The sequence below is a fragment of the Halobacillus sp. ABA4_118 genome, from assembly GCF_056160205.1.
This window is the reverse complement of record NZ_JBSWWS010000001.1, coordinates 581,765-605,233: the sequence shown is the minus strand read 5'-3', so window position 1 is coordinate 605,233 and position 23,469 is coordinate 581,765. Positions and strand designations below refer to the sequence as shown.

Genomic DNA, 23,469 nt, shown 5'->3' with positions numbered 1-23,469 from the left:
TTTATGAAAAGGAGAGCATCCTTATGAACATACCTAAGCTCCAGGTGCAGACGACTCAGGCGCGGCTCGGTCATCAGGTGGAAGGATCACAGCAGACGATCCGTCAACCGAAAGCGGAATTGTCCATCCAGCAGCCGGCGGCAGAAATGAATATCCGTCAGCGTCCGGGAAAACTGACAATCGACCAGACAAAGGCGTGGCACAATATTGATTTGAAAAGCGTGGCGAAGCGGAGTGATGAGCTTGCCGCTGATGGCCGGCAGCTGTTGCTGGAAGGCGTCGCCCGGATGGCGCGTGAAGGCGATGAGCTGATGAAAATCGAAAGCGGCGGCAATCCAATCGCCTCTCATGGAGAGGAAAATGCCAAGCTGGATTTTACATTTGCGCCGGGAGGGCTGCCTGCGTATGATCTTGTTGACGTATCGTATGAGGCCGCTTCTGTGGAAATAGACGTAGAGCCGCAGAAGCCGGTGATTCAGGTGCAGCCGCAGAAACCACAGCATACGTATCAGCCTGGAAAGGTGAGCTTTCAGTTAGAACAGCATCCGGACGTACAGATCGACTGGAAAGTGTAAAAGGAGAATGGATATGAATATCAATACAAAGCATTTCGGTGAACTTGCTGTCGAGGAAAAGGATCTTCTCACCTTCAAGCACGGGCTGCCGGGATTTGAAAACGATCATACATATGTGCTGCTGCCTGTAGATGAAAATGGTGTTTATTATGCGCTGCAGTCCGTGGACGCAGCCGAGGTGGCGCTCATCGTCACCAACCCGTACCTGTTTTTTGCGGATTATGAGTTCCATATTGAAGACGCGGTCGTTGAAGAGCTTGGCCTGAACGGTCCGGAAGATGTAGCTGTCTATAGCGTGCTGACGCTAAAAGATCCTTTCAAAGCCTCTACGATCAACTTGAAAGCTCCGATCGTTGTTAACGTCCATAAAAACAAGGCCAAGCAGGTCATCCTGAAAGAAGAAAGCTACCAGAGACGGCAGCTTCTTTTGACAGAGGATAAAGGCGGTGAAGCTGATGCTCGTCCTTAACCGTAAGTCCGGAGAATCGATCAAAATCGGCGATGATATCGAAATTAAAGTCGTTTCCATTGAAGGCGGACAGGTGAAGCTCGGCATTGAGGCCCCGCGTCATATCGATATCCACCGCAAGGAAGTGTATGTCAGCATTGAAGAGGAGAACAAGGAAGCCTCCTCGCTTTCAAAAAATTTACTGGATCTGCTGAAAAATTGAAAATAAACGTTAACAGTGGGAAAAGTCGTCCGATATAAGTAATGTAAAACATTACAAGAGTCGGCCGACTTTTTGTATGTATTCTAATGGATTTCACAAGGACGTGAAATCAACCATTTCAAGGAGGAATTTGTAACATGAGAATTAATCACAATATCGCAGCTTTGAATACTTATCGTCAGCTGGGGTCTGCTAACAATGCGCAGTCCAACTCTATGGAAAAACTATCTTCTGGTCTTCGTATTAACAATGCATCTGATGATGCCGCTGGTCTTGCAATTTCTGAGAAGATGCGTGGTCAGATTCGTGGATTGGATCAAGCTTCTAAAAACTCTCAAGATGCAATCTCTTTAGTGCAAACAGCTGAAGGTGCTCTAAATGAAACACATGATATTCTGCAACGGATGCGTGAATTAGCCGTTCAAGCTGGTAACGATACAAACACTACTACTGACCGTGAGGAAATTCAGAAAGAAATAAACCAAATGACTTCTGAAATTAACCGTATTGGTAATACTACAGAGTTTAATACTCAAAAATTACTAAACGGTGATAAAGATGGAGCAGAAGTAGAGGCTGTAACAGCAGTTGCTGGTGAATATAAAGCATCAATTAGCAATTATGGGACTGTGGAAATTGATGGCACTACAGTTTCAGGTGCAACAGATATCACTTCTTTAGTAACTGCGATTAACGGTGATGCAACTTTAAGTGCAAAATACACAGCTTCTGACGATGGTGGAGACTTGAAGCTTGTACAAGATAGTGGGCAAGAATCTGGCACAGCACCTTCAATTACTGGTGTAACTGTTAATGAAACAAAAGCAGGTGTAACAGCAGTAGCAGCTGTGCCGGCAGATCCTGATAAAAGCTTGAAATTTCAAATTGGAGCTAATGAAAATCAAAGTCTGACTCTTGATATTAGTGATATGAGATCTCAGGCTTTAGGACTTTCTACATCTGGTACTACTAACGCCAAGTTAGCAGTTACAGATGGAACAAGTAACATAACTACAGAGCAAGCATTAAGTGTTCTAACACACGATGATGCAGCTGAGACAGTAACTAAAATACAATCAGCAATAGATCAAGTTTCTGCTGAGCGATCTAAACTTGGTTCTAACCAAAATCGCTTAGATCATACAATTAATAACTTGAGTACATCTTCTGAAAACCTAACAGCTGCGGAATCTCGTATCCGTGATGTTGACATGGCGAAGGAAATGATGAACCAAACGAAGAACTCTATTCTTGCTCAGGCTTCACAAGCGATGCTTGCACAAGCAAACCAACAGCCACAGGGAGTTCTACAGCTTCTACGTTAATATTTATTTTCCAAGAGACTTCAGTTTTACTGGAGTCTCTTTTTTATTTCCTCTTCAACTTCCTCAAAACACTCCGATATAAAAAGAAAACCGTATAGGAGTTGTTGAAGGTGCATCTGTCCACACGCATCACCCCCTCACAACCCCTGCAGAGCACCTATAAGCCACATAACCCAACGACATCTGTTCAGGACATACAGGAGAAGAGAGAAGCGTACTCTTTTCCTGCTGGTGAAAAAGAAAAGCTGACACAGTTGACGGACAGCTTGAATGATATTTTCCAATCATTACAAACATCCCTGCGCTTTCAGTTCCACGATAAGCTCGGGGAATATTATGTAACCGTCGTCAATATTGAAACCGACGAAGTGATTAAGGAAATTCCGCCGAAGAAGATGCTGGATCTGTATGCATCGATTGCAGAATCGATCGGCATCATTGTCGACCATAAAATATAAGAAGGTGAAAGCATGAGTGATATGCGGATCGGAGGCCTGGCTTCCGGAATGGATATTGACGGTATCGTCAAGGACCTGATGAATGCGGAGAAACAGCCGTTAAACAAAATGGAGCAGGATAAGGAATGGCTCACATGGCAGCGGGATTCGTACCGTGATGTGAACAAGCAGTTGAAGGAACTGGATGATATGGCCTTTAACATGAAACTGCAGTCAACGTTCAATTCCAAAACAGCAACCTCTTCGAGTTCGGCCGTTTCTGCAACAGCCAATGCTTCCGCTGGAAACGGCGATTATACGCTGAGCGTGGAACAGCTGGCGACAGCTGCCTACAACTACAGTAAAGAAAAGATTACAAAAGATGGTTCGTCATTTGATCCGAGTGCTTCGTTAAGCAGCCAGCAGAACAGTTTCAAAAATGGTCTGACGCTTGGCGAGACATTTTCGATAACGACGTATAATGAAGACGGCTCAAAAAATACGAAGTCGTTCGAAGTGACCGGAGACAAGTCACTGAATGACGTTCTCTCTGAAATCAGCAAGTCTGATCTCGGTGTCCGTGCGTTTTATGATAAAAGTGCGGATAAAGTGATGCTTGAACGAACCGTAACCGGAAACTTCAATCAGGATGATAATGAATTCTTAGGTGCGGAAATTGGTTTTGATGGAAGTGCCTCGTTTCTGTCTACGACCCTTGGGATTAAGAATGGGGATAACTCCTCCGGCTCGTGGAAGCTGAATGAAAAAGGCGGACAGGATGCGAAATTCACCTATAACAACGGGCTGGAAATTTCGTCGAAGACCAACAACTACACGTTGAATGGTGTGAACTTTACCTTCAACGAAGTGACGGATGGCAACGTCACGGTCAATGTGACCAACAATGTGGATGACGCGTTTGATAAGATTGTCAAATTCGTCGATAAATACAATCAGATCATTGAGGACTTGAACGGGAAGGTACAGGAAAAGAAGAACCGTGACTATCCACCACTGACAGCCGAACAGAAAGAGGATATGGAAGAGAAGGAAATCGAGCTGTGGGAAGAGCAGGCGAAGAGCGGGATGCTCCGGAATGATGCCGCTGTTTCTGGAGCGCTCAGCAAAATGCGGGAAAACTGGTACACACCTGTTCAGACAGACGGAGCGTTTTCCATGCTGTCGCAGATCGGCATCACATCCTCCTCCAACTACCGTGACGGCGGTAAGCTCATCGTCGACGAGGACGATTTGAAGAATGCCCTTCGCAACGATCCGGAATCGGTCTATCAGCTGTTTACGGGTACAGAGGAGAATCCTGGTATTGCACGGCGTCTGGAAACGACGATCGACAGCACCGTGAAATCGATCGAGCAGAAGGCAGGAAAAGCGACGACGCTGGATAACAATTTCCTGCTCGGCCGGCAGATTGAAGATTTAGATGATGAAATGGACAGCTTCCAGGACCGCTTGAATCAAATTGAAGACCGCTACTGGAGAGAGTTTACCGCGATGGAGAAGGCCATTTCACAGATGAACTCCCAGTCAGCTTTTATTATGCAGAACTTTGGCTAAACGTTATAAAAAAAGGAGTGTTGAATAGATGTCTATTCAAGCCTATCAAAACAACTCAGTGGAAACAGCCTCCCCTGGCGAACTGACACTCATGCTCTACAACGGCTGCATCAAATTCATCAAGGCAGCGGGAAAAGCAATGGAGCAGAAAGATATAGAAAGTAAAAATACGAATATCCAAAAAGCCCAGCGCATCATCCAGGAACTGATGGTGACGATGGACCAGAATACAGACATCAGCGCACAGGTGCTTCCGCTGTATGACTATATGAACCGCCGTCTGATCGAAGCGAATATGAAAAATGATGGAGCCATCCTTGATGAAGTGGAAGGGCTCGTTGTCGAGTTCCGCGATACGTGGAAGCAGGTTATCCTGCAGACGAGAAAATCCCAGTACGCTCAGGGCGGAAACGCGTAACGATGGTGTGGCAGACATTTTTAACGCTGACGAAAGAACTGGAGGAAATGGTTCACCAGCCCTCCTCTCAGACTCGCTCTCAGCGGATGGAACGTATCAATGACCTGTTAGAAAAACGCCGGGAACTGTTATCCAAGCTGCCGCAGCCTTCGACGGATGAAGAAAAAGCGATCGTACAGGAAGTGAAGAAGCGGGACTTGATGATCAATCAGAAGATGGAGTTCCTGCTTATGGATTTGAAGAATCAGATGCGGAATAATAAAAAGCAGAAATCCAGTAAACAGCGATACATCAATCCGTACCAAAGCGTATCGACCTATGACGGCATGTATTTGGATCACAAAAAATAGAAAGAGGGATTCCTCTGCCTTTTCTAACCTGTGAACAGCACACAATGCTTCGTGCTTATCATGAGCTTATCCACACCACTCAGGAGGGCCTGGACTATTTAACAGACCAGTATGCCGGGCTTCCATCGCCACAGGTTCCTGATGTTTTTCAGGATGTGCTGCTGGCTTTCCAACAGTTGAACGCCACTCATGGGAAAATGGGTGGGCTGATGGAAGGTGATTTGCTGAAGGATTTTCTACATATCGTTGAAATGCTCGAAGGCTGGTTTGACATTCCCTCTCAGGAGAAGTCCATTCATCTGTCTGAAGTAGTCCTGCCTGCCTACGCGGCATGGTCAGAAAAAATCTAGTCCGCCCTGCACCCTTATATCGTGCACTAGTAAAGAAGTATCAGGATCCTGATGCTTCTTTTGTTTTGGTTAGAAGGTAGATTTCATGACTAATCTCCTATATAATCCCATGGTGGAACCATACATAAAAAAGGGGAGAGGTTATATGAAGAAATGGTTAGGACTGGCAGCCACCGCTTTGGCAGCGGCAGGATTGTTTCAAGCTTCAACCGTCGAGGCAGCGCAAGATCCCATCGAGGTAGAGAAAGTCGAAGCACAGAATACATATGAAGAAAAGGAACCGAACGATGGACGGGAAGATGCCACACAAGTTCCGTTGAATTCCTACATTTCCGGAGAATTTACGGACGAGGATGTGGATTACTACCGTGTAGAGGTGAATGGAGATAAAACCGTTAGATATATGTTCCAACTGTACGATTCCTTAGAAGAAAAAACAGAAATGAAGTTTCATGGCAGTCTTATGAATGAAGAAGGAGAACTATTGAAACCATATCGCAAGAACGCGAATGGGTATGGATACTTCGAAGCCCACCTTTTGAGCCCGGGAATCTATTATATAAAAGTTTGGGGTGAGGGTGATGTTGCAAATGAAATCTCCTACACTCTTTTTTCTGGAGCGGAGCCGTTAAACTCATTTGCAGAAAGAATTTGGGGGAATGACCGCTATCGGACGGCAGCTAATATTGCTGTATTCGGGGATGCAGACCGTTATCTTTCTGAAGAAGTGGTATTAGCAACCGGAGAAGATTTCCCTGACGCACTGGCAGGAGCTCCTTTAGCAGAACATCTCGATGCTCCAATCCTTTTAACGCGAGAGGATAAGCTTCCACCGAGCACGGAAGACGTTATGGAAAGCTATGATATTGAAAGGGTAACGATTCTTGGCGGAACAGGCGCTGTTTCCGCTGATGTAGAAACGTATTTGGAAAATGATCTCGGAATGGAAGTCGACCGCATTTCCGGAAAAAACCGCTATGAAACCGCCGCAGCGATTGCGGACCGTCTCCCTGAAAGTGATCAAGCGGTCGTCGCCTACGGACGCAATTTCCCGGACGCGCTTTCTATCGCCCCGATCGCGGCTGGAAAAGGGATGCCGATTCTCTTAACCGAACAGGATGAACTTCCGGAAGCAACAGAGCAAAGTCTGAAAAAATATGGGGAAAGCATCGCTGTCGGAGGGACAGGTGTAATCAGCTCTGATGTACTCGCTGACATGCCGAAAGCAGAGCGAATCTCTGGGAAGAACCGTTACCTGACGTCTCTTGCCGTCGTGGAACACTTCAACGTCGGAGGAGTGAAAGCGAGCTTTGCGACAGGGTCCCATTTTGCTGATGCTCTTGCCGGTTCTGTGAACGATGTCGACCAGCCGCTTCTTCTGACACCGAAAGATGAACTGAACGAAGAGATCAAAGCTTACCTAAGAGATCAGCAGATGTTTAATTTTAACATTTTCGGCGGTCCAGCCGCTGTTGAAGATAGTGTTTTCTTAGAATTAGAATCACTATATGAATAAAAAGGAAAGTCAGCCTCATACAGGCTGACTTTTTAATTTTATCTTTTTGTAAGGTTATGACGGAAACGGCGGTTCATCTATCATTTTGACAAAATCCATCCCTGTTTCATCCACGTTTTCATTGTCATGGGACAAATTCCAGCAAATACCGACATAAAAATGACACAATTTTAAGAAAGTTTATGCAGGAAAGGCCGTGGGTATGATAGAATATATATCACATAAGGATGAAAGGAGGACACTTCTAATGCTACAGTACAACATTCGTGGTGAGAACCTTGAAGTGACGGATTCTATTAAAGAATATGTGGAGAAAAAGGTGGGCAAGCTTGAACGCTACTTTGACACTCCCCCGTCCTCTGAGGTGCACGTAAATTTAAGTGTCTATAATGATGAGCAGACAATCGAGGTCACAATCCCGATGAAAAATCTACTACTCCGAGCGGAGGAGCATAATACAGATTTATACGCTGCCATCGACCTTGTGGTTGATAAATTAGAACGACAGATCCGTAAGCATAAAACGAAGGTAAACCGCCGATTCCGTCAGGAGGGTGCACCAAAATACGTATTTGCCGAATTAGAGCGTGAAGCCAACCAGGAGCAGATGCAGTCGGATGATGAATTCGATGTGGAAATCGTGAAAACGAAACGCTTTGACCTGAAACCGATGGATAGTGAAGAAGCGGCCCTTCAAATGGATATGCTCGGCCACAACTTCTTCGTCTTTACAAATGCGAATACTGATGAAACAAATATCGTATACAAACGACGTGACGGCCGCTACGGTTTAATTGAAACGTAATCTATGAATGAAAAGAAAAAGCATTCCTGTTTTGACAGGGATGCTTTTCTTTTTGGGAAAATTCCAGAAAACCAAAAAAGGAGAATCGTTCCCTTTCAAAACCCGCATTTTCCACTGAGAAAACCTCCATTTTTAACCAGCTCTTCCTGCTGAAACCTCCATTTTACATATGTGCATGCTTCCTCTTGCTGTAGTATAACTAAAGCAACAGGGAGGTGATGAGATGACCTGCAGAAACTGTCATGACGTGGATCAACGTTTGAAGCAGCAGGAAGATACAATCGTCCAGCTTGTCCACATCATCGGCTCCACCAATAAGCGTGTAAAAGAACTGAACGAAAGACAGCTCCAGCTTCAGCCGCTTTTCCTAAATGAACCCGCCCCAGCCACTACTTCAACAACATAAATCCCCGGTGACTAAAGCCCCGCTCTTGAATTGTCAGGCCGCTTCTCTTAGTGTTATGATAAGAGATGGACTGAACTACACAACCGAAGATTGGAAATCAATAGAGGAGCGGTTGCAATGCTTGGAACTTTAAAGAAAATCTTTGGCGACGGCAATACTCGTCAACTGAAACGATTAGAAAAGATCGCTGATGATATTGATGCAATGGAATCAGACATCGAGAAATTGTCAGAGGAAGATTTAAAGAATAAGACGGCAGAATTCAAAGAACGCTATCAAAATGGCGAGAAATTAGATGATATGTTAGTCGAAGCCTTCGCGGTTGTCCGTGAAGCTTCGAAACGTGTGTTGAATATGCGCCCGTTCCGCGTCCAGCTCATGGGTGCGATCGCCCTTCACGAAGGGAACATTGCAGAGATGAAGACAGGGGAAGGTAAAACCCTTGCCTCTACCATGCCTGCGTACTTGAACGCCCTCACAGGCAAAGGCGTCCACATCATTACTGTGAACGACTACCTGGCGAGCCGTGACTCGACGGATATGGGTGAGCTTTATCAGTATCTAGGGCTGACGGTCGGATTGAACTCCAACGGCATGTCCAAGGATGAGAAAAGAGAAGCTTACAACGCTGACATCACGTACGGAACGAACAATGAGTTCGGCTTTGACTACCTGCGTGACAACATGGTGCTCTATAAAGAGCAGATGGTCCAGCGTCCGCTGCATTATGCCATCATTGACGAAGTTGACTCGATTTTAATTGATGAGGCGCGTACACCGCTGATCATATCCGGATCTGCTTCAAAATCCGCCGACCTTTATGTTGGTGCCAATTCGTTTGTTCGTCTGCTTGCCCGTGAAGAGGACTTTACGTACGATGAAAAAACGAAAAACGTCCAGCTTACAGAAGAAGGGATTAACAAAGCGGAGCGTTTCTTCAAGATTGAAAACCTGTTCGATCTTTCCAACGTATCGCTCATTCACCACATCAACCAGGGCCTGAAGGCGCACACGTCGATGCAGCGTGATACCGATTATGTGGTGGAAGAAGGAGAAGTGGTCATCGTCGACCAGTTCACCGGACGTTTAATGAAAGGCCGCCGCTACAGCGATGGCCTCCACCAGGCGATTGAAGCGAAGGAAGGTCTTGAAATCCAGAACGAAAGCCAGACGCTCGCTTCCATCACGTTCCAGAACCTTTTCCGTATGTACGAAAAGCTTTCCGGTATGACCGGTACTGCGAAAACCGAGGAAGAGGAATTCATGAATATCTACAACATGCGTGTTGTCGTGATTCCGACGAACCGTGATATTCAGCGTGATGATAAAGCCGACCTCGTTTACAAAACGATGGACGGGAAGTTCAAGGCGGTTGTCGAGGATATTAAAAACCGTCATGAAAACGGCCAGCCCGTGCTTGTCGGTACGGTAGCAGTGGAAACGTCTGAAATCATCTCCCGCTATCTGACAAAAGCAGGCGTGCCGCATAATGTCCTGAACGCAAAAAACCACTTCCGTGAAGCGGAAATCATCGAAAACGCCGGACAGAAGGGTGCCGTAACGATTGCGACGAACATGGCCGGTCGTGGTACAGATATCAAGCTCGGCGACGGCGTAACAGAAGCCGGCGGCCTGGCGGTCATTGGTACTGAGCGTCACGAATCACGCCGGATCGATAACCAGCTGCGTGGTCGTGCCGGACGTCAGGGGGACCCGGGGATGTCCCAGTTCTACCTGGCGACAGATGATGAACTGATGCGCCGCTTCGCCTCCGACAACATCCGCAACATGATGGACCGTCTCGGTATGGACGATTCCCAGCCGATTGAGAGTAAAATGATCTCCCGTGCAGTGGAATCGGCGCAGAAACGTGTGGAAGGGAACAACTTCGATGCTCGTAAGACGATCCTTTCCTACGATGATGTGCTCCGTCAGCAGCGTGAAGTAATCTACAAGCAGCGTTATGAAGTGCTCACATCTGAAAATCTTCGTGAAATCATCGAAGGGATGATCGATCGTACGGTGGCTCAAACCGTTGATGTCCACACGAGTGAAGAGGAAGATGAAAACTGGGAGCTTGAGAGCGTTATCGATTATCTTCGTGCCAACCTGCTCTTTGAAGGTGACGTCACCGTTGAAGATTTGAAAGGAAAAGATCCGGAAGAAATGAAGGAGCTTATCCTGGCTAAAGTGAAGGAACGTTATGACGAGAAGGAAGAAGAGCTGACACCGGAGCAGATGCGTGAGTTCGAAAAAGTCATCCTGCTTCGCACGGTCGACCAGAAATGGATGGATCACATCGATCAGATGGACCAGCTCCGGCAGGGTATTCACCTGCGTGCTTATGGACAGAACGATCCGCTTCGGGAATATAACTTCGAAGGCTTCCGTATGTTTGAACAGATGGTGGCAAGCATCGATGAGGAAGTGGCCCGTTATGTCATGAAGGCGCAGATCCGCAGCAACCTGCAGCGCCAGGAAGTGGCGAAAGGTGCAACAGCCGTTTCCGGCGGGGAAGAAAGCAAGGAATCGAAAAAGAAAAATCCTTACGTAAGAAAAGACACCGTCGGCCGCAATGACCCTTGTCCTTGCGGAAGCGGCAAGAAGTATAAAAATTGCCATGGTAAATAACCAGTGGGACACTCTCTTTTTACAGAGAGTGTCTTCCCTTGTGTTTAGAATAATAGAGGAGTGATTCAACATGGATATGGCAGAAATCCGTCATGAATTAGATAAAACAGCTGAGAAATTAGCGGACTTCAGGGGGTCTCTTTGACGTCGATCAAAGAAAAACCCGCATTGCTGAACTAGAAGAACAGATGACAGAGCCGGGCTTCTGGGATGACCAGAATACCGCGCAGAAGGTCATTGATGAAGTGAACGGCCTGAAAGGTCTCGTTCACACATTGGAAGAGCATGAGGAAACACATGAGAATCTGGAAGTTTCCTATGAGCTTGTCAAAGAAGAAGAGGACGAAGAGCTTTTAGAGGACCTCGTTCAGGAAGTGCAGAAGCTGTCGAACGACTTGAACCAGTTTGAGCTGAACATCCTGCTCAGTGAGCCGTACGACAAGAACAACGCGATTCTCGAACTGCACCCGGGTGCCGGTGGTACAGAGTCTCAGGACTGGGCGAGCATGCTGCTTCGTATGTATACACGCTGGGCAGAGAAGAAAGGTTTCTCTGTGCAGACGATGGATTACCTACCCGGCGATGAAGCGGGCGTGAAGAGTGTGACCCTGCTTATTAAAGGTCACAACGCCTACGGCTACCTGAAAGCGGAAAAAGGCGTGCACCGTCTCGTCCGTATTTCCCCGTTCGACTCTTCCGGCCGTCGTCACACGTCATTCGTATCGTGTGAAGTGATGCCTGAGTTCAACGATGAAATTGAGATTGATGTACGCACAGAAGATCTGAAAATCGATACGTATCGTGCCAGCGGTGCCGGTGGTCAGCACGTCAACACCACAGACTCTGCGGTTCGTATTACCCACACCCCGACGAACACGGTTGTAACGTGCCAGTCGGAGCGTTCTCAGATTAAGAACCGTGAACAGGCGATGAAGATGTTGAAGTCTAAGCTGTATCAGCTTGAAATCGAGCGTCAGCAGCAGGAACTTGACGACATCCGCGGCGAGCAGAAGGAAATCGGCTGGGGAAGCCAGATCCGCTCCTATGTGTTCCACCCGTACTCCATGGTCAAAGACCACCGTACGAATGAAGAAGTCGGAAACACGCAGGGCGTCATGGACGGCGGCCTTGATAAATTTATCGATGCCTACCTGCGCTCGCAGATGGACGGTTAATAACAAAGACTCTCACTTTGCTGTGAGGGTCTTTTTTGTGTGGGGAACAGCTGTCCAATCGAGGCCGTTTCTGCTAGTATAAAAGGGCATACATAATTTGGAGGAGGCGTCACGACATGAAGGTGAAAAAAGCGATCATTCCCGCCGCCGGTCTTGGAACGAGGTTCCTTCCGGCTACAAAGGCGATGCCGAAGGAAATGCTTCCGATTGTTGATAAGCCGACCATACAGTACATTGTCGAAGAAGCGATCCAGTCGGGGATCGAAGATATTATCATCGTTACCGGGAAAGGGAAAAGGGCGATTGAAGACCATTTTGACCATGCTTTTGAGCTGGAGGATAACCTTTATAAAAAAGGGAAGATCGATCTGCTTGAAGAAGTACAGCAGTCCGCAGAAGTGGATATCCACTACATCCGTCAGAAAGAGCCGAAGGGCCTCGGCCATGCCGTCTGGTGTGCCCGGAAGTTTATTGGCCATGAACCTTTTGCGGTCCTCCTCGGGGATGATATTGTCCGCTCCGATGAGCCGTGTCTGAAACAGCTGATCGATCAGTATGAAGAGACGCAGTCGTCTGTGATCGGTGTGAAGCAGGTGCCGGAAGATGAGACAGACCGCTACGGCATTATCGCTCCGAAGGATCAGCAGGGCCGCCGCTATGAAGTCGAACATTTTGTCGAAAAGCCGGCGGTAGAGGACGCTCCGTCCAACCTGGCCATCATCGGCCGCTACGTATTCACGCCGGAAATTATGGACCTGTTGGAAACACAGGAGACAGGAGCCGGTGGGGAAATCCAGCTGACCGATGCGATAGAACGCCTCAACCTCGATCAGCCGGTGTACGGCTATGAGTTCAAGGGAGACCGCTATGATGTCGGAGATCAGCTTGGATTCATAAAAACGACGCTTGCCATTGCGATGGAAAGAGACAACATGCGCGAGGATGTGCTCGAACTGCTTGCGGAAGTTATGGAAAAGCAGGAATCCAGATAAGCCATACGAAGAGAGCCCAATCCAGGGCTCTCTTCTTTTCTGCTCCTGCATAGATCGTATCATCAGGTGAACACTAAAAAGGGCGTCAGGCCGCTCCTTTACCGTGTTAATACGTTATTCCGCTCTTATTTACACCCTCTGAATGGAATGGTATACTCCATACGGTTTTAGAAGTACGTATACATAGGGAGAGTTGAACATCATGATGATGGCTAAAAAATACCGCAGGGAGCCGGTGCCGCCGGCCCTTCGTCATACGATGGATTACGGTCTCGTCATTCTCGGGTCCTTTTTTGTAGCAATCGCTTTTAACTTGTTTTTACTTCCCAATAACGTTGCTTCCGGAGGCGTTGCGGGGATCAGTACGATCACCAAAGGCGTCTTCGGCTGGGAGCCTGGCGTCGTCCAGTGGGTGCTGAACATTCCCCTGTTTATTATGGGCTGGCTGATCCTTGGGAAAAATTTCGGCTTCAAATCGTTAGTGGGGACGGTCGTTCTTCCGTTTTTCGTTCTTTTAACGAGCTCGATGGATGCGGCAACCCCTGATCCGCTTCTCGGGGCTATTTTTGGAGGGATGGGTGTCGGCCTCGGTCTCGGCATTGTATTCCGTGGACGGGCGTCTACGGGGGGCATCGATCTTGCCGCTCAGGTCATCCATAAGTTCACGCATCTTCCGCTCGGCATCTGCGTGGCGATGCTGGACGGCCTGATCGTGATCACGTCCGCGTTCGTATTTTCGCTTGAGGAAGGGTTGTATGCCTTGATCGGTCTTTTCGTCACAAGCCGTACCATCGATTTTGTCCAGGTCGGCTTGAATACATCGAAAAACGTGATGATCATCACAGAAGAAGTGGACGAGGTCCGTGATGAGATTTTCCGGCAGATCGACCGCGGCGTAACCGTTCTTAGCGGTGCCGGCGGGTATACCGAACGCGAGCGGCGCGTCGTAATGTGTGTCGTTCAGCAGAATGAATTCATCAAATTGACACAAACGGTCAAGACCGTCGATCCGGGGGCTTTTGTCGTCGCAATGAATGCCACAGAGGTGCTCGGAGAGGGTTTCAAAACGACTTGACTCGGTTATACTTACATTATATTTCTATAAAATACCAGGGGGGATGACATGTGAAAAAACTTTGGCTGGCTATGATGCTGGGACTTATCCTTATTCTCGCTGCCTGCGGAGGCGGGGAAGAATCATCCGATGAAGGTACGAACGAAGAAACGACAGAAGAATCATCCGACAGCAGCTCGGAAGATACGGTCGATGCAGCAGCGGCAGAGGAAGTTTACCAGAGTAACTGTGCGACCTGCCATGGCGGAGATCTTGAAGGTGCAATGGGGCCCGCGTTAACGGAAGTCGGCGGTAAATATTCTGCAGATGAAATCGTAAATATCATCAAAAACGGGAAAGGCCAGATGCCTTCCCAAGGCGTCTCTGATGAAGACGCCCAGCTTGTTGCCGGTTGGCTGGCAGCTAAAAAATAATCCAAGAAACGTCCGGTGTATTCAGCCGGGCGTTTTGTTTTGATAAAGAAATGTAATAATTTCTTAGCTAAAAAGACGGCTGTTTAATGTTATAATGATGGTGTTTGTAACAAGATCTGGCTAATAATAATAAAGATTAAGGTGATACATGTATGATACAGATGCAAGGGGTTTATAAAACCTATCGGAACGGAGTGACCGCACTGAACGGTCTTGACGTGCAGATTGATCAGGGTGAATTCGTTTATATCGTCGGGCCGAGCGGAGCAGGAAAATCGACGTTCACCAAATTGATTTACCGTGAGGAAAAACCGACGAACGGAACGGTTTTGATCAACGATATCAACACGTCCACGATGAAGCAGCGCCGCATTCCGATGCTGCGCCGGAAGATTGGTGTCGTTTATCAGGACTTCCGCCTGCTTCCGACCTTGACCGTATATGAAAATGTGGCCTTTGCGCTCGAGGTCATCGAAGAAGATACGGCCAACATCCGCCGCCGTGTTATGGACGTTCTTGACCAGGTGCATTTGAAAAATAAAGCCCGTTTTCTTCCGGATGAGCTTTCCGGCGGGGAGCAGCAGCGTGTTTCAATCGCACGGGCGATGGTGAACCATCCCAAAATTCTGATTGCTGACGAGCCGACCGGTAACCTTGACCCGGATACGTCATGGGAGATCATGCACATTCTTGAGGAAATCAATACAGGCGGTACGACCGTCCTGATGGCAACGCACAGCAGAGAGATTGTCAACACGATTCGTAAGCGTGTCATTGCCATTGAAGACGGCATGATTGTCCGCGATCAGGCGCAGGGCGACTACGGCTACGAAATGTAATGAAAAGAGACTGTCTCACAAGCGGGGCAGTCTTTTGTTTTTCTATTCTGATAGACCGATAGATTTCCCACCATGAAATAGACATGCAGAAAGATTGGCGTGCATACGTTAATATCAGGCTGTATGACATTTACGTTGCAGGAGCTTTTTTGCTAGTATAGAAGCAATAAGGAAATCCATTATAGAAGGGTGAATGCGATGAATATAAAACCGCGGTACGTAGTGCTTTTTCTAGCGCTTGCGGTACTTTTGGGAGCTGCCGGCTCTTATATCGGCCTAGAGTATTTCGGAAGCGGCTCCAAGGAACAATCGCAGTCGGAGCAGTACGCCAATACCGAAGCGGAGAACTTTGGTAGTTTAACAGAGGAACAGCAGAAAGAAGTCATAGAAAATATGGGTGGCGACGCTGACCTGAAGAAGGTCGAACAGGCGTATTCTGTTATTGAGGAGAACTACTTGGAGGATGTGGACAAGCAGACCCTCGTGGAAGGCGCCATTCAAGGCATGCTGGATACACTGGAAGATCCGTACAGTGTCTACATGGACCAGGAAACGATGGAGCAGTTCAACCAGACCATTGAATCCAGCTTCCAGGGCATCGGAGCTGAAGTGAGCATGGTGAACGATAAAGTGACCATCGTAGCGCCGATTAAGGGCTCACCGGCCGAGGAGGCTGGCTTGAAGCCGAACGATCAGATTTTAACCGTTGATGGGGAAAGTGTCGAAGGGCTTGACTTGTACGAAGCTGTCCTGAAAATCCGCGGTGAGAAAGGGACGGAAGTGACACTTGAAGTGGAACGTCCCGGCGTCAGCGAACCGCTCAACATCGACATCACCCGTGATGATATTCCGCTGGAGACCGTCTATTCTGATATGAAAACGGTCGACGGTAAAAAAGCAGGCGTGATTGAAATTACATCCTTCTCAGAGAAGACCTCTGATGAATTCCATAATGCGCTTGAAAAACTGGAAAGTGACGGCATGGAAGGACTCGTTATTGATGTCCGCGGAAACCCGGGCGGATTGTTTACCGACGTCCAGGAAATCCTGAAGGAATTCATTCCGAAGGACAAACCGATCGTGCAGGTGGAAGACCGCAGCGGTGAGAAAACGGAGTATTATTCAGAGATTACCGAGAAAAAAGAGTATCCGGTCACGGTCTTGATGGATGAAGGAAGTGCATCAGCTTCTGAAATTCTGGCCGCTACGATGAATGAAGCCGGCGGTTATGATCTTGTCGGAACGAAAAGTTTCGGAAAAGGAACCGTCCAGCAGGCCATCCCAATGGGGGATGGCAGCACGATCAAGCTGACACTGTTCAAGTGGCTCACACCGGAAGGCAACTGGATTCATGAAAAAGGGATAGAGCCGACGGTTGAAGTGAAGCAGCCGCAGTACTTCTATACCAACCCTGTGGATATTGAAGATACGCTCACTTATAACGACAACAATGAAAAAGTGAAAAACGTACAGGAAATGCTGAAAGGTCTTGGACATGATCCCGGCCGTACGGATGGCTACTTCAGTAAAGAGACCGAAAAAGCTGTGAAAGCATTCCAGAAGGATGCCGACCTTGAAGCCACGGGAGAAGTGGATGAAAAAACCGGCGGGAAGCTGGAAGAAGCAATCATTGAACAAGTGAGAGACGAAGCCAACGATAAGCAGATGGACAAAGCGGTGGAGGTCTTGTTTGAATAAGCAGGATTCTGCCGATTCATGACGAAATATATCCGTAGTCGATGACTGCGGATTTTTTCGTACGATCAGACCTGTTGGTGAAGTGTTGGAAAGGAGAATCGTGTTGGGCGCTTGGTTTATGGAAATTCTTCAAGGAACGGGCAGACTGTTTTTGCTGCCTTTTTTATACATTGCTCTCATCATGAGTGTGATAGTATCAGCAAATCGAATCAAAAAAGAGAGGCGCATGTTCGGAACACGGGTATTCGACCGTTTTTCTGAATGGAAAGGGACGTGGAGTGTGTCGCTTCTCACAGGACTCGTCATCAGTATCATCGGTGTAGGGGCTGGACTGACCGTCTCCTACCCGTTTCTTTTTCTCACAGCAGCCATTCTGCTGCTTGTGAGTCTGACTGGACGGCTGTTGTGGTATTCTCCCGCCTACACGCTGGGGGTATCAGGGCTTGTCCTTTTACTGCTGCCGTTGCTGCCGGAAAACTGGAAATCCCACCCTTGGATGGAGACATTGTTCGATACTTCCCTACCGATGGTGGCGCTGCTGTTGAGCCTCCTGCTGGTCAGAGAGGGGTTACTGCTGCTGAAAACTTCCCCTTCTCATACGTACCCGGAGCGGACAAAAGGACGGAGGGGCCTGTGGATCGGGCAGCATAGAGGAAAACGAGTGACCGTTGTTCCGTTCTTTTCCCTTATTCCGGGAGGCTTGATTGAACCGTTCGCTTCCTGGTGGCCGGTCATTCCTGTTGGTGGCGACACGTACGGGGTCATTCTCATTCCTTTCGTTCTCGGGGCGGAGTGGCTCGTACGCGGCCAGTCCCCGGAAATGGCGTCCAAAACGATCGGTCGTCATACGTTCTTATTGGCTTTCTTCCTTACTATACTGGCTGTAGGGAGCTTTTTCTTAGAAATTCTTTCGATTGTCGTATTTGCGCTTGCCTTGATCGGGCGGGAATGGATTTATCTCCGCCACCGGTCAAGAGAGGATAAGCCCCCGTTCTTCACATCGACGCCAAAAGGGGTTCGGATCCTTGGCGTGATTCCTGAGAGCCCGGCTGATCAGATGGGCCTGTTCCCTGGTGAGCTTATTGAACGGGTGAACAGCATCCCGGTCCGTACCGAGAATCAATTTTATGAAGCCCTTCAAAACACAGGCGCGTTCACGAAAATTGAAGTGCGCGATGAATGGGGCGAAAACCGTTATGTGCAGCGGGCGATGTATGAAGGAGAGCATTATGAGCTCGGTCTTGTATTCGTAGAACCGCCGACACATGAAAGTTCGGTCGGGTTCTTTTGATACGAAATAAGAAACGTTGGTATGATTGATTGTGTTTGAAAAAAAGAAGTGGTACGATGGAAAAAACAGAAAGGACTGATGATGCCAAATGATTAACTAATCTATATTTTATTAAAGTGTATGATTTCGAATACCACTAAAATATAGGATTAGTCTATTCATTTATAAAAATCAGTCGTGACCTCCATGTGCTGTTTTCTATTGGCATATTTGTTGGTTTATCATGATGTACGTTGACTAATCCTTCCAATTATTATTGGGAGGATTTTTTATTCCTCTCATAGTTGGTTACCTTTCATCATCTATTTCCCTCGTCTGTACGGAAGTAGATGTGTGTTTGAATATGTAAAGGAGGAATAAAGATGTCGATGATTCAAGTGCAGAACCTGACCTTTTCCTATCCAAGCAGCTTTGACAATATTTTTGAGAATGTAAGCTTTCAAATCGATACCGATTGGAAACTCGGCTTTATTGGTCGCAACGGAAGAGGGAAGACAACCTTCATGAACCTCCTGTTAGGAAATTACGAGTATAGCGGTCAAATCATTTCCTCTGTGGAATTTAATTATTTTCCTACGCCGGTTCCTGATAAAAGGAAAGCCACCCATGAAGTATTGGAAGAGATTTGTCCACAAGCAGAAGACTGGGAGTTCTTTCGCGAAATCTCGTTGTTGGATGTGGACGCCGGGGTTATGTACCGTTCGTTTGATACGTTATCCAATGGGGAGCAGACAAAGGTGCTGCTTGCGGCGCTTTTCCTGAATGAGGGGCAGTTTTTATTAATTGATGAGCCGACCAACCACTTGGATATAGAGGGAAGAAAAATGGTTGCTCATTATCTGAATAAGAAAAAAGGCTTTATTTTAATTTCCCATGATCGAAACTTTGTCGATGGATGTGTGGATCATATCTTATCGATCAACAAAGCGGACATCGAGGTTCAGAACGGGAATTACTCTTCATGGAAGCTGAACTTTGACCGTCAGCAGGAACTGGAGGACGCGGTCAATGAACGGCTTAAGAAAGATATAAGCAGGCTGAGAAAATCATCAAAGCGCTCAGCCGGCTGGTCTCATAAAAAAGAAGCTTCCAAAAATGGCACGACCAACTCTGGTTCTAAAATTGATAAAGGATATGTCGGCCATAAAGCAGCTAAAATGATGAAGCGTTCAAAAAACATAGAAGCCAGGCAGCAGAAAGCCTTGGAAGAGAAGGAAACACTCCTGAAAAATGTGGAGTCCAGCGAGTCATTAAAATTAGAGCCGTTGAAATTTAAGTCGAAGGAACTTCTTCGTGTTGAAGAGCTAACCGTGATGTATAACGATGCCAAAGTCAATCAACCGGTTAGTTTCACTGTTGAGCAGGGGGACCGAGTTGTGTTCGATGGTAAAAATGGTACAGGGAAAAGCAGTATTTTAAAGCTGATCTTAGGAGAACCCATCCATCACTCGGGAACCATCACATCAAATGCAGGACTGATCATCTCCTATGTGAAGCAGGATGCTTCTGATTTAAAGGGGAGTTTATCCAGTTTTATAGAAGAAAACCATATCAACGAGCCGTTATTTAAGGCCATTTTACGTAAGATGGATTTTGAACGGGTGCAATTTGAAAAAGATCTATCCACTTATTCGGAAGGTCAAAAAAAGAAACTGCTCGTAGCCAGAAGTTTGTGTGAAAGAGCTCATGTATACATCTGGGACGAGCCCTTGAATTTTATTGATATGTATTCCCGTGTGCAGATTGAGGATCTTATTGAAAGGTTTCAACCTACCATGCTTTTTGTGGAGCATGATCAAGCATTTAAGGAGAGAGTGGCGACAAAAGCCATCTCTTTATAGCCGTGCTCAACAGCCGGAATTCCATTGTGGATCAGTCAGGCGGTTACTCTATCAAAGTAACCGCCATATCATTGAGTTTTAGAGATTTCAGAGGTGTTACCATGATAAAAGTATTAAAAAAACTTTCTGTCGTCCTGATTTCAGCAGGGGCGGTATTTTATATGGGAACTGTTGCGAAGTACAATATAGGACATAGTGAGGAAGACGTTCAAAAAGTTCTGTCACACAAATGGAAAGAGAAGGAACATTATCATTCCAGTGGAACTCCGGAGCAGGTGAAAATAACCAAGCTTGGTGACAGTAATAAGTCGATCGTTACGTTTATGCTGAATGGAAACATGGATTATGCTCTTCTTGAAGAAGGTTGGACCGGCAGCTACCATTTGGAAAAGCTGGAGCTTGGAACAGAATTCATTGCGTATAAAGGTATCGAAACGAATGAGGGTTCTTATGGGGTGGTATTTGGGAAGCTGTTTGGAAGAGATATTGGTGAAATCCACGCCCATATCAAAAAAACAGGGCACCAGTTTTCTATGGATATATCGGGGGTTGAATCATTTGTCCGTTATGAAAAACTGCCTGGCAGAAAGGCGTATCGTTATCCTGCGCACTTAACTTATTAGGAACATCAACAGGAGCAGACGGAGTTGTATTAGCTTTAATTGCTCCGGGTTTCTTTTCCTTTAGCTTAGTTGAGCAGAGCAAGCGGATTTGAAAGCATTGAATCCTTGCTGGTTGGGAAGAATTGAGGGATGTAAATGTAATTATGGAGATGGTATCCAGGTTCTGTGATCTGCCAGTTTTTATCGGGGTGTGTGGAACAAGTTTCTTTGGAAGAGAAGTTCAAAGAGACCATGAACAATAATGAAAATACTCCGTAAACCTTGTTCATTGGTCAACTCATAATCAGCCACTTTAAAAAATCAATTGAAATGGGGAATGAGGAAATGAAGCAATCATTACATACATTAGGTTCCATGATTCTTTTTATCGGAGTAGTGCTGTTCATTCTAAGGCTTCAATCAGGCATACATTTCCTTTACACCCCTTATCTCTTTTGTATTACAGGGGCGGGGTTCCTGGCTTTTTCTGCGGTTGCAGCGAAAGAAGAAGCGAGTCTTTTGTGCAGGGTAGGCTTGCACAAGTATGAGAAAATCGGCTGGGATGATGAAATAAAGTCCAGGACAGTGTATCAGTGCCAGAGATGTGGAAGGAAGAAGAAAGTGTTCAGGGCTGTCTAAATCTGTGTTACGTCAGTATATTATAATAACACCTGCCTCATCATGAACTGAGACAGGTGTTATTGTTTTCGTTTAACGTGTTCTTTTAATTTCTTACCAACGCACGTCAATTCCTTCAAACTGCAGCTCTTCATATTCCGGAACTACGGCGGGATCGACCCTGACGATGGTCAGTGATGGTAGCTTCAGGATATCTTCAGCTGTCCCCCGGAAGGAAGAATTAATTAAGTTTAAATACTGCACATGCTGCATGCCTTCAGACACCTGGCTTAAATCATTGACTGTGGAACCAATGAAAGTGACCTGCTCTAACGTTGGAACCTCCTTCAACAATTCACCGGGGATAAGAGCCTGGTTCAGTTTCAATACTTTTAAGGATTTCATAGCCTTGAAGTATTCAGTGTCAGCGTCGACATGAAACGTTTCGGTCAAATGAGAGGCATTGATGGTTAATTCCTCAAGATCCAGTAAGTCCCCTTTTGTAAGAGTATCTGGTTCTTTATCCAGTGAACGTGCAATGGACCGTAATAGAAGGTCCTGCATAGAAACAGGTTCATCAGCTCCCACAACTTTTACAAAGTCTCTTTGTGTCCTATTGATGTCGTATTTTTCTTTCGTTAAGGATTTCCTATCCTCGGATAAGTAAATCAGTTCAGCTGATGTGAAAATGTTGTATTCTTCACTCCATTGAACAACGAGAAACAAATCAAGCTCATTGTTTTGATAGGCTTCTATAGACGGAGGCGTGTGACTGGGGTCAGCTGTGTCCGGCACTTCAGAATCAGATGGGAAAATGAAGGATAATCTTTCCGTTTCCTCTTCTTGAGAAGCTTTTATTTCCTTTCCATTGAAGTCTTGAACAAGTTCCATTATTTTTTGTTCCTTCGTCTGGTTGATTACGACCTCTTTTATTCTTTCAATCTTTGTGTCAAGATCCAGTGTGGTTTCTTTTACTTCCTCCTCCTCCTTTCCCTTTTCCTCTTTTTTATCTGGTCCTTCTATGAACTTATCTTCATTAGGAGAAGCAGGGGACTGCAGCGGGTTTCCTGAAGTGAAAAAGTAAAGGGACCCGGTCAGCATGAGTAATGCTGTCATCACTGTCAACAACTTGGGGAAGACCTGCTGCAACCAAGGTGAACGGCTTTTTTGTTTGTTGGCGTAAAAGCGTCGGCGATCTTCATTCGTGAATAGGGGTTTATCGCTGATCTGATCATCTATCGCTTTTTTTATTCTCTTTTTACTCAAGAGTCAGTCCCTCCTCGTTGACTTGTTGTTTTAACAATTGACGAGCCCGCTGCATGCGTGTTTTAACTGTGGACAAGGCCGTATCGGTAACATCCGCGATTTCCCTCTGCGTCATATTCTGTTGGAAGGTTAAAATCATCACTTCCCGATATTTCACGGGCAGATTCAGGATAGCTTCCGCAATTTCGTCCCATTCTTCTCTTTGTATAACCGTCTCTTCCAGATGTTCAGGATCTTTTTTATCCAGCCATTGATCTTTTACAATTTTGATCCTGTGTATAGGAGAGCGTAAATAGTCTTTGCACCGATTGATAGTAATCCTCATGACCCAGGTCTTTAACTGGGACTGCCCGTGGAATTGATCCCACTTCCGATAAATGAGAATGAGCACGTCTTGAAAAATGTCGTCGGTGGTGTGGTGATTTTTCACATAGGTATAAATGGTTCGTTTCATCACTTCTCCATAGTGAGTCATAATGTATTCGATGACTTCATCACGTGAGAAGTGTACTTGTGTCTGACCGGTCACTAGCCTCTCTCCCTTCTCATAGATTAGACGTTCGGAAATCTGTGAGGGTCTCACAATACAGGAATATTTTT

24 protein-coding genes are annotated in these 23,469 nt (G+C 46.5%); 22 read left to right on the top strand and 2 right to left on the bottom strand.

The window, feature by feature from the left end; translation table 11 throughout:
* Positions 1-23 precede the first annotated feature (23 nt).
* The 22 genes from ACXAGL_RS03170 to ACXAGL_RS03065 all read left to right on the top strand — a co-directional run bounded on the left by ACXAGL_RS03170 (position 24) and on the right by ACXAGL_RS03065 (position 21,006).
* Complete coding sequence (locus tag ACXAGL_RS03170) at positions 24-575, top strand: DUF6470 family protein (RefSeq protein WP_474989766.1); 552 nt, start codon at positions 24-26, stop codon at positions 573-575.
* A 13-nt stretch (positions 576-588) separates the two neighbouring features.
* Complete coding sequence (fliW, locus tag ACXAGL_RS03165) at positions 589-1,044, top strand: flagellar assembly protein FliW (protein ID WP_474989764.1); 456 nt, start codon at positions 589-591, stop codon at positions 1,042-1,044.
* The gene (gene csrA / locus ACXAGL_RS03160; RefSeq protein WP_474989762.1) at positions 1,031-1,246 is read left to right on the top strand and encodes a carbon storage regulator CsrA; all 216 of its coding nucleotides are present in this window, start codon (positions 1,031-1,033) and stop codon (positions 1,244-1,246) included. The genes fliW and csrA overlap by 14 nt, the downstream gene beginning before the upstream one ends.
* Positions 1,247-1,383: 137 nt before the next feature.
* Positions 1,384-2,571 (top strand): flagellin N-terminal helical domain-containing protein, encoded by a 1,188-nt coding sequence (locus tag ACXAGL_RS03155; protein WP_474989760.1) that lies wholly within the window; start codon positions 1,384-1,386, stop codon positions 2,569-2,571.
* Positions 2,572-2,681: 110 nt separating this feature from the next.
* Positions 2,682-3,029 carry a flagellar protein FlaG gene (gene flaG / locus ACXAGL_RS03150; protein WP_474989758.1) on the top strand — a complete coding sequence of 116 codons (348 nt, stop codon included), beginning with the start codon at positions 2,682-2,684 and terminating at the stop codon, positions 3,027-3,029.
* 12 nt (positions 3,030-3,041) lie between these two features.
* Positions 3,042-4,583 (top strand): flagellar hook-associated protein 2, encoded by a 1,542-nt coding sequence (locus tag ACXAGL_RS03145; protein WP_474989756.1) that lies wholly within the window; start codon positions 3,042-3,044, stop codon positions 4,581-4,583.
* A 28-nt stretch (positions 4,584-4,611) separates the two neighbouring features.
* Positions 4,612-5,001 carry a flagellar export chaperone FliS gene (gene fliS / locus ACXAGL_RS03140; RefSeq protein WP_474989754.1) on the top strand — a complete coding sequence of 130 codons (390 nt, stop codon included), beginning with the start codon at positions 4,612-4,614 and terminating at the stop codon, positions 4,999-5,001.
* 2 nt (positions 5,002-5,003) lie between these two features.
* A complete protein-coding gene (fliT, locus tag ACXAGL_RS03135; protein ID WP_474969450.1) occupies positions 5,004-5,351 on the top strand; it encodes a flagellar protein FliT in 348 nt (115 codons plus the stop codon).
* 44 nt (positions 5,352-5,395) lie between these two features.
* On the top strand, positions 5,396-5,701 hold the full coding sequence (locus ACXAGL_RS03130) for a DUF8042 domain-containing protein (RefSeq protein ID WP_474989752.1): 306 nt from the start codon (positions 5,396-5,398) through the stop codon (positions 5,699-5,701).
* Between the two features lie 145 nt (positions 5,702-5,846).
* Positions 5,847-7,217, top strand: a complete 1,371-nt coding sequence (locus tag ACXAGL_RS03125) for a cell wall-binding repeat-containing protein (RefSeq protein ID WP_474989750.1) — start codon at positions 5,847-5,849, stop codon at positions 7,215-7,217.
* Positions 7,218-7,464: 247 nt separating this feature from the next.
* Positions 7,465-8,022 carry a ribosome hibernation-promoting factor, HPF/YfiA family gene (gene hpf, locus ACXAGL_RS03120; RefSeq protein WP_027955061.1) on the top strand — a complete coding sequence of 186 codons (558 nt, stop codon included), beginning with the start codon at positions 7,465-7,467 and terminating at the stop codon, positions 8,020-8,022.
* A 223-nt stretch (positions 8,023-8,245) separates the two neighbouring features.
* On the top strand, positions 8,246-8,428 hold the full coding sequence (locus ACXAGL_RS03115; protein ID WP_474969447.1) for a hypothetical protein: 183 nt from the start codon (positions 8,246-8,248) through the stop codon (positions 8,426-8,428).
* A gap of 117 nt (positions 8,429-8,545) precedes the next feature.
* Positions 8,546-11,059 carry a preprotein translocase subunit SecA gene (gene secA / locus ACXAGL_RS03110; RefSeq protein WP_474971036.1) on the top strand — a complete coding sequence of 838 codons (2,514 nt, stop codon included), beginning with the start codon at positions 8,546-8,548 and terminating at the stop codon, positions 11,057-11,059.
* 70 nt (positions 11,060-11,129) lie between these two features.
* A protein-coding gene (prfB, locus tag ACXAGL_RS03105) for a peptide chain release factor 2 (protein WP_474971037.1) occupies positions 11,130-12,234 on the top strand; the annotation gives its coding sequence in 2 pieces (ribosomal slippage) (positions 11,130-11,201 and positions 11,203-12,234; 1,104 coding nt in all).
* Between the two features lie 116 nt (positions 12,235-12,350).
* Complete coding sequence (gene galU / locus ACXAGL_RS03100; RefSeq protein ID WP_474969444.1) at positions 12,351-13,226, top strand: UTP--glucose-1-phosphate uridylyltransferase GalU; 876 nt, start codon at positions 12,351-12,353, stop codon at positions 13,224-13,226.
* 259 nt (positions 13,227-13,485) lie between these two features.
* A complete protein-coding gene (locus ACXAGL_RS03095; protein WP_474970433.1) occupies positions 13,486-14,301 on the top strand; it encodes a YitT family protein in 816 nt (271 codons plus the stop codon).
* 50 nt (positions 14,302-14,351) lie between these two features.
* Positions 14,352-14,714 (top strand): cytochrome c551, encoded by a 363-nt coding sequence (gene cccB, locus ACXAGL_RS03090; protein ID WP_474969443.1) that lies wholly within the window; start codon positions 14,352-14,354, stop codon positions 14,712-14,714.
* A gap of 152 nt (positions 14,715-14,866) precedes the next feature.
* Positions 14,867-15,553: a cell division ATP-binding protein FtsE gene (gene ftsE / locus ACXAGL_RS03085; protein WP_474969442.1), complete on the top strand. Its 687-nt coding sequence runs from the start codon at positions 14,867-14,869 to the stop codon at positions 15,551-15,553.
* Positions 15,554-15,751: 198 nt separating this feature from the next.
* Positions 15,752-17,251 (top strand): S41 family peptidase, encoded by a 1,500-nt coding sequence (locus ACXAGL_RS03080; protein WP_474989748.1) that lies wholly within the window; start codon positions 15,752-15,754, stop codon positions 17,249-17,251.
* A 103-nt stretch (positions 17,252-17,354) separates the two neighbouring features.
* Positions 17,355-18,542: a PDZ domain-containing protein gene (locus ACXAGL_RS03075; protein WP_474989746.1), complete on the top strand. Its 1,188-nt coding sequence runs from the start codon at positions 17,355-17,357 to the stop codon at positions 18,540-18,542.
* A gap of 362 nt (positions 18,543-18,904) precedes the next feature.
* Positions 18,905-20,383 (top strand): Lsa family ABC-F type ribosomal protection protein, encoded by a 1,479-nt coding sequence (locus ACXAGL_RS03070; RefSeq protein ID WP_474989744.1) that lies wholly within the window; start codon positions 18,905-18,907, stop codon positions 20,381-20,383.
* 101 nt (positions 20,384-20,484) lie between these two features.
* A complete protein-coding gene (locus tag ACXAGL_RS03065) occupies positions 20,485-21,006 on the top strand; it encodes a hypothetical protein (protein ID WP_474969437.1) in 522 nt (173 codons plus the stop codon).
* A gap of 711 nt (positions 21,007-21,717) precedes the next feature.
* Here ACXAGL_RS03065 and ACXAGL_RS03060 read toward each other — a convergent pair.
* On the bottom strand, positions 21,718-22,869 hold the full coding sequence (locus ACXAGL_RS03060) for a hypothetical protein (RefSeq protein WP_474989742.1): 1,152 nt from the start codon (positions 22,867-22,869) through the stop codon (positions 21,718-21,720).
* Positions 22,862-23,398: a sigma-70 family RNA polymerase sigma factor gene (locus ACXAGL_RS03055; RefSeq protein ID WP_474969433.1), complete on the bottom strand. Its 537-nt coding sequence runs from the start codon at positions 23,396-23,398 to the stop codon at positions 22,862-22,864. Before ACXAGL_RS03055 ends, ACXAGL_RS03060 begins: the two co-directional genes overlap by 8 nt.
* Between the last annotated feature and the right edge of the window lie 71 nt (positions 23,399-23,469).